At 65.4% G+C, this 7217-nt stretch carries 7 protein-coding genes; 3 read left to right on the top strand and 4 right to left on the bottom strand.

Features of this window, described 5'->3' with window-relative positions; all coding sequences use genetic code 11:
• A partial coding sequence (locus tag AACR77_RS06315; protein WP_042880415.1) for a LysR substrate-binding domain-containing protein occupies positions 1-361 on the top strand: 361 nt, incomplete at its 5' end.
• 72 nt (positions 362-433) lie between these two features.
• Positions 434-2335, top strand: coding sequence for a dihydroxyacetone kinase operon transcriptional regulator DhaR (dhaR, locus tag AACR77_RS06320; RefSeq protein ID WP_042880423.1), 1902 nt, complete (start codon positions 434-436; stop codon positions 2333-2335).
• 60 nt (positions 2336-2395) lie between these two features.
• Here dhaR and dhaM read toward each other — a convergent pair whose 3' ends face one another.
• The 4 genes from dhaM to AACR77_RS06340 form a co-directional block, all read right to left on the bottom strand.
• Entirely contained in the window at positions 2396-3112 is a 717-nt protein-coding gene (gene dhaM, locus AACR77_RS06325) for a dihydroxyacetone kinase phosphoryl donor subunit DhaM (protein WP_042880417.1), read from the bottom strand.
• Between the two features lies 1 nt (position 3113).
• A complete protein-coding gene (gene dhaL, locus AACR77_RS06330) occupies positions 3114-3743 on the bottom strand; it encodes a dihydroxyacetone kinase subunit DhaL (RefSeq protein WP_005306235.1) in 630 nt (209 codons plus the stop codon).
• 9 nt (positions 3744-3752) lie between these two features.
• Entirely contained in the window at positions 3753-4823 is a 1071-nt protein-coding gene (gene dhaK, locus AACR77_RS06335; RefSeq protein WP_042880419.1) for a dihydroxyacetone kinase subunit DhaK, read from the bottom strand.
• 228 nt (positions 4824-5051) lie between these two features.
• Positions 5052-6410 carry an NCS2 family permease gene (locus AACR77_RS06340; RefSeq protein WP_042880421.1) on the bottom strand — a complete coding sequence of 453 codons (1359 nt, stop codon included), beginning with the start codon at positions 6408-6410 and terminating at the stop codon, positions 5052-5054.
• Between the two features lie 206 nt (positions 6411-6616).
• Here AACR77_RS06340 and AACR77_RS06345 point away from each other — a divergent pair, with 206 nt between their 5' ends.
• Positions 6617-6949 carry a cupin domain-containing protein gene (locus tag AACR77_RS06345; protein ID WP_042864795.1) on the top strand — a complete coding sequence of 111 codons (333 nt, stop codon included), beginning with the start codon at positions 6617-6619 and terminating at the stop codon, positions 6947-6949.
• The last annotated feature ends 268 nt before the right edge of the window (positions 6950-7217 follow it).

Below are 7217 nucleotides of genomic sequence, written 5' to 3' on the forward strand. Positions count from 1 at the left end.
CGCGCAGGAGCGCACCACCCTGCACGGGGAGCGGGAGATGGACTGGCACCACTGGACCCTCAAGGGCGGCGACGATCTGCACCTGCAGACCCAGGGGCTCAACTTCTCCGATCCCGGCTTGTTGCAGGATGCGGCCAGCGCCGGGCTCGGGGTGGCGCTGGCGAGCGAGCTGCTCTCTCGCGACGCACGCCGACAGGGGTTGCTGCTGCCCCTCTCGTCCCACCGGGTGGCCGGGCCGAACTGGAACATGCTGATCCATCAGGAGAGCGAAGCCAGCCCCCAGTGCCGGGCGGTGAGCCAATGGCTCCAGCAGCAGTTTGCCGCAGAGGCCGTCACCCGGGACCAGGACGCGACACTCTGAGAGCGGTCACTGAATCGGGGCGGCAAGGGTGATTAAATGGCCCCTTCCCTTTTGCCGGATATCGCCGTGACCATGCCATCCGTTCCCCAGCCCCTCTCGTCCTGGCCCGAGCACCTGCAGGCCTCCTGGCTGCGCTGTGCCCACCAGACCAGCGCGTCCCTCTGGCATCCTCCCCACTGTGCCAGAGGGCAGACCCTGGAGAGCCTGCGCCAGCGCAAACGGGACCTGCTCACTACCGGCGAGATGGCGCTGGAGGATCTCTACGAGTTCATGGAGGGGCGCCCCTGCGCCCTGCTGCTCACCGACGAGAGCGGTTGCCTGCTGGCCCGGACCGGCCACCCCGATACCCTGCAGGCGCTGGCGGCACTCGGTTTTGGCCCAGGCGCGTTTTTCAGCGAGGGACGCATCGGCACCAATGCCGTCAACCTGGCGGCCCTGGAGGGGGTGCCGCTCTGCGTCAGCGGCCCCCAGCACTTCAACCAGCGCCTCCACCCCTGGCACTGCTGTGCCAGCCCCGTCTACAACAGCACCGGTCGCCAGGTGGCGATCGTGGCCCTGATCTGCCGGGTGGAAGAGGCCGCGCCGGGGGATCTCGCGCTCACCGTCAGCGCCGGCCGTGAGCTGGCCAATCTGCTGCAGATGGAGCGCCTGATGCAGGAGTCCCAGCACCACTTGAGCGAGCTCTATGCCCTGTTGGATGGCATGGAAGACGGCGTGCTGGCCTGGGATCCCCAGGGGCGGCTGCGCTACCTCAACGCCCTGGCGGCCAGTCGGCTGCAACTCGACCCGGCTGTCTGCCTGGGCCAGCCCCTCGATCACCATCTGCTGTTGCCCCAGCGCCTGCGTCTGGCCATCGCGGAGATGACCCCCCTGAGCCATGTGGAGGTGACGCTGGAGCGGCGAGAGACCCGGGGCGAGGCCTTCATCGACGCCCTGGTGAGCCTCAAGCCCCTGCCGGGGCCGGACGGGGTCAGCTTCATCGTCCTGCTCCATCCCACCGATCGGCTGCGCGCCATTCATCAACTGCGCCAGACGGTGCCCGAGCTCTCCGCCCTGGTGGGGGAGTCGAGCGCCATGCGCAAACTGCTGCGCCACGCCCGCCAGGCGGCCAGGGGACAGGGCCCCGTCCTGCTGCGGGGGGAGGAGGAGGTGGGCAAGGCCCAGCTGGCGGAGGCCATCCACTTTGGCAGCGAGCGAGCCGCCGGCCCCCTGGTCATCTTCAACTGCCAGGCATGGCCGAGAGAGCGTATGGCGCTGGAACTCATGGGGTCCGACGAGGCGGGGCAGGAGCGGGCAGGCAAGTTCGAGCTGGCTCACGGTGGCACGCTAGTGCTTGAGCAGGTGGAGTGCCTGCCCGCCCCCATGCAGGCCGCCCTGCTGCAACTGCTCAAGACGGGGCGCATCCAGCGCTTCGACTCCGCCCGCATCCTGCCCCTCAGGGTGAGGATCATCGCGACCAGCAGCGCTCCGCTGGAGCAGCGGGTGCAGGAGGGGGGATTCGGGCGCCAGCTGCTCTATGCGCTGCAAGGGTGCGAACTCTGGCTGCCGAGCCTGCGGGAGCGCAGCGCCGATCTGCCTGGCCTCATCCGCCAGCACCTGACGGTGCAGGGGGGCGAATCGGGGCGCCAGTTCACCCCTGACGCCCTCGACTGCCTGCTGGCTTACCCCTGGCCCGGCAACCTGGGGGAGCTGCGCAGCGCCATCGAGTACGCCCTGCTGCATTGCAGTGAGGCACAGATCCCGCCCCGGGCGCTCCCGGCCGCCATCCGCCAGGGTCATTGCCTGCTGGCGGACGAGGTGGTGGGACAGCCGCTGCTCACCCTGGCGGAGCTGGAGCATCAGGCAATCCTGCGGGCCGCCCGTGCCAGCAAGGGCCAGGTCAGCCAGATGGCGCGCCAGCTCGGGATCAGCCGCACCACCCTCTGGCGGCGGCTCAAACTGCTCGACATCGATCCCGCCGACTACCACCACTGACCAGAACGCCCCTCAAAAAAAGCGGGCCCCGTCGTGACGGGGCCCGGATGGGGGAATGTTTCAGTCGCCGAAGCGAGCCTGCGCCAGTTGCTGGAAGCAGCTCAGCGCCGCCCCGGCATCCTCACCTCGCGCCAGCAGGATGAGCCTGTCCCCCTGGCGCACATCGAGCATGGCGAGCCGGCTCAGGCTGCGGGGATTCGCCTCTTTCTCCCCCTTTTGCAGCCTGAGTTCAGCGGCAAAGGGCTTGAGTGCCGCGACCAGTCGGGCGGCGGGGCGCACATGCAGGCCGTGGGGATTCTCCACCACCACCTCGCAGCGCAGCCAGCCGTCATCGGCAACGGGGGCTGCCTCCGTGGTGACCTGCGCCGCACTGGCAGGCAGCATTCCCTGTTTCGGGCCCAGGGCGCCAAGCGCCTCGGCGGCTACCTCGTCCAGCGTCAGGCCTGCGCCAGCGGCCACCACGGCGGCCAGAGTGCCCTCGACCAGCGGGGCGGGGCTGAGCCGCACCCGGGAGCTCAGCTCGGGGGGCAGCAGCTCGAGGGCGGTCTCGGCGCTCAGGAGGGCGCTGCCCAAGTCCATCAGCACCAGCACGCCGCTGCCGTCATCCGCCTCTTCCATCGCACTCATCACGGCGATGGCGTCAGTACCGATGGGGTGGTCAGGGTCATCGACCCCAGCCGCCAGCAACAGTTTCGCCGGGCTGCCGAGCTGATCGGCCAGGGCTTTCAAACCGGCCGCAAGCATGGCGCTGTGAGAGACCACTACGATGCCGATCATGTCACAACCTCGCTCTGTCACGCAGGGCGGTCAGCAGCAGCAGGGTCGAGGTGGCCCCCGCATCCTGATGACCGATGCTGCGCTCACCAAGATAGCTGGCGCGCCCCTTGCGGGCCTGCATCTGGATGGTGGCCTCGGTGCCGGCTGCGGCGGCAGCCACCGCCTTGTCCAGCGCCTCGGGGAGCGGCAGGCCCTGTTGTTCAGCCTGCTGCAGGGCGGCCAAAGCGGGCCACCAGGCGTCGCACATGGTCTTGTCACCCGGCTCGGCACGGCCACGGGAGACGATCCCCTCCACCCCGTCGCTCAGCATCTTGCCGAGCTGGCCGAGGGTCAGGCTCTGGCAGGCATCGCTGCTGGCCGCCGCCCGGATGAAGAAGGTGCCGTAGAGGGGTCCGCTGGCGCCGCCGACGGAAGAGAGCAACGTCATACCGGTGGTTTTGAGCACCTGGCCGATGTCCTTGTCCGCCACCGCGGGCAGCTTCTCCGCCACCTTGGCAAAGCCGCGCTGCATGTTGAGGCCGTGGTCGCCGTCGCCGATGTCGGTATCCAGCGCCGTGAGGTAGTCACGCTGCTCGGTGAAGATATGCTCGCAGTCGAGCAGCCAGTTGACGATCTGATGCTTGCTTAACATGAATATTCCTCAGCAGCCGCGCCGCAGGGCGGGGGTGTGAACGGGGGCATCCCACAGGGTCATCAGCTCGTCATCCACCTTGAGCAGGGTGATGGAGATGCCGGTCATGTCGAGAGAGGTGCAGTAGGGGCCGATGAGGTTGCGCACCAGGTGGATGCCCGCCTCTTCGCACAGGGTGGCGAGGCGGCCGTAGACGCCGTAGAGCTCGGAGATGGGGGTGCCGCCGAGGCTGTTGACCAGGACGATGACCCTGTCACCCCCATTGAGCGGCTCGATAAAGGTGTGCTCTTCCTGCCAGCTGCCGGTGCCTCTGTCCCAGTGGCGCAGAGTGCGGCCATAGGGGCTGTTGTCGGTCAGCTCCTTGAACATGTCGTCCACCAGGGCGTTGAGGTCGGTGAAGGGACGGCGCTCGATACCGGGTTCGCCGTGAATGCCCACGCCGAACTCCACCTCGTTGTCAGCCAGGGTGAAGGAGGGTTTGCCGGCAGCAGGCACGGTGCAGGCGTGCATGGCCACGCCTATGGTGCGGCTCTGGTTGTTGATGCGACGGGCCAACGCCTCGCAGCGCGCCAGATCGTAGCCCGCCTCGGCGGCGGCACCGACCAGCTTCTCGCACAGCACTGTCGTGGCAACACCACGGCGGCCAGCGGTGTAGAGGCTGTCCTTCACCGCCACGTCGTCATCGATGAGGGCGAACCCCACCTTGACCCCGTCACCGTGCAGCAGCTCGACCGCAGTCTCGAAGTTGAGCACGTCGCCGGTGTAGTTCTTCACCAGAAACAACACGCCGGCGCCGCCGTCGACGGCCTGACCGCACTCGTACATCTGATCCGGGGTCGGGGACGTGAAGATCTCGCCGGGGCAGGCACCATCCAGCATTCCTTTGCCCACCAGGCCACCGTGCATGGGCTCGTGGCCGCTGCCGCCACCGGAGACCAGCGCCACCTTGCCCGTCACGGGGGCGTCGGCGCGGGTGATGTAGTGGGGTTCGATTCGCACCTTGAGCTCGGGGTGGGCGGCAGCCATCCCCATCAGTTGTTCACGGACCACGGCATCGACGGCATTGATCAGCTTCTTCATGGCTCACTCCTTGGCTTGCCACCACACGGGTGGACAGATGGTTGATGGAGCCAGTCTAGCGAGCCATAGGGGGATAAACATGACAGGGGTTTCGGTTCGGATCTGAAACAGCAAACAAAGCCTGACGTTTCAATCTGAAACGAGCGGATGGGGAAGATCCGGGAAAGTGTTAGCCGCCTCACAGCCATCAAAAAGGGCCCCGCAGGGCCCTTCTCGATAGCGTGAGGATTAGATGGCCCAGCCACCGGCGTAGAAGATCACCAGGGCCACGGCGATGATGACGGTACCGATATTGAGCTTCTTCCACTCGGCGGCAAACAGGCGGCCGACAACCAGGGCCACGAAGCCCAGCATGATGCCGGTGACGATGTTGCAGGTGAGCACGATGAAGACGGCGCACAGCATGCCGGAGAGGGCATCGACCGAGTCGTTGAAGTCCAGCTTGGTGACGTTGCCCAGCATCAGCAGGCCCACATACATCAGGGCCGGTGCGGTGGCGTAGGCCGGTACCAGATAGCTCAGCGGAGAGAGGAAGATCATCAGCAGGAAGAGCACGCCGACCAGGGTGGCGGTCAGACCTGTCTTGCCGCCGGCAGCGGTCCCTGCGGCGGATTCGATGTAGACGGCTGCCGGAGCACCACCTACCACGCCCGCCACCATGCTGCTGACGGAGTCCGCAGTCAGGGCCTTGCCACCGCTGATGATGTGACCACGCTCGTTGATGAGGCCAGCCTGACCAGCCACGGCACGGATGGTGCCGGTGGCGTCAAATACGGCGGTCATCACCAGCGCCAACACAGTCGGAATCACCACCGGATTGAGGGCGCCCAGCAGATCCATGCTGCCCACCAGGGAGCCATGCTCGCCACTCAGGCTCGGCATGGCGAAGAAGCCCTGCCAGGTCACTTTCGGATCGAAGATGAGACCGAGGATGGAGATGGCGATGATCACCATCAGGATGCCGCCCGGCACCTTGCGGCGCTCCAGGCCGAAGATGGCAGCCAGACCCAGCACCGTCATGATGACCGGGAAGGCAGTGATCTCGCCGAGCTGCACCGGCAGGCCCGCTCCTTCATTCTTGATCACCATGCCGACCCCGTTGGTGGCGATCAGCAGCAGGAACAGGCCGATACCGATGCCGGTACCGTGGGCGATGCCGGAGGGAAGGTTGTCCAGGATCCACTGGCGCACGCCGGTGACGCTGATCAGGGTGAACAGCACCCCCATCAGGAAGATGGCGCCAAGGGCGACCGGAATGCTCAGCCCCTGACCCAGCACCAGGCTGAAGGCTGTAAAGGCGGTGAGAGAGATGGCACAACCGATGGCCATCGGCAGCTTGGCCCAGAGCCCCATCAGCAGGGAGCCGAAGGCGGCGATCAGACAGGTCGCCACAAACACCGGGCCCTGCTCAAAACCGGCTGCGCCCAGCATGTTCGGCACGACGATGATGCTGTAGACCATCGCCAGGAAGGTGGTCAACCCGGCCAGCAGCTCCTGTCGCACCGTGCTGCCACGCTGGCTGATGGAGAAATAGGAATCCAGAAACCCGCCATTGCCGGCGCGGGCCGTCGTTTGTTGCGTTGCCATAGTTCATCCTGAAAGTGTGAAGGAAATCGTTTGCTTGGTGGCGCGCAAAATAGCAAGAATTTGGCGAGATTGCAGCGGATAAGCCTCCATTTCCCCGAAGTTTTTCATGAAAGGGTTCATTAGAGGCCTCATTTTCCATGAGAGCGGCCCATCCCAAGCTTCTACACTCTTAGCTAGCCACGTTCCCATCTACCGGAGAGAAGCCCATGCACACAGGCAACCTGCTTGGCCAGATCCCCTCCCCCCTGCCCAGTGAAGTGTTCGCGGATCTGGTCAGTACCAACAATGTTCGTATCGAGCGCATTCTCTCCCAGGGACAGCAGACCCCTACCGGAGAGTGGTTCGATCAGGATGAACACGAATGGGTATTGCTGATGCAGGGAGAGGCCATCCTGGTCTTCATCACACCGGATACCGAGGTACAGGAACGCGTCCATCTGGGGCCGGGGGATTACATCAACATCCCGGCGCACCTTCAGCACAGGGTGGAGTGGACCCATCCGACCGAGACAACCGTCTGGCTCTGCGTCTATTACTAGCAAGCTTACGACTCCAGAAGGCCATGGCTTCTGCTGCGAAGATCGAAGAGGAGAGCGTGGAGACGAAAAAAGCCCAGTCTGTCGACTGGGCTTCTTGTTAGTGGCATAACGGACGCAGAGACGGACAAAGTCCGGATCAAGCACAAGGGACAACAGACCGGGACAAAGTTGCCAGTGGCAAGTCGCAGCCCTGGTGGTTGCCTCTTGTTCCCTGAGCTCTTATCCCGACGCCAGAAAGCAAAAAGGCCTTCCCGTCAGGGAAGGCCTT

Source organism: Aeromonas sp. ZOR0002, assembly GCF_963866995.1.
Classification (GTDB): domain Bacteria; phylum Pseudomonadota; class Gammaproteobacteria; order Enterobacterales; family Aeromonadaceae; genus Aeromonas; species Aeromonas caviae.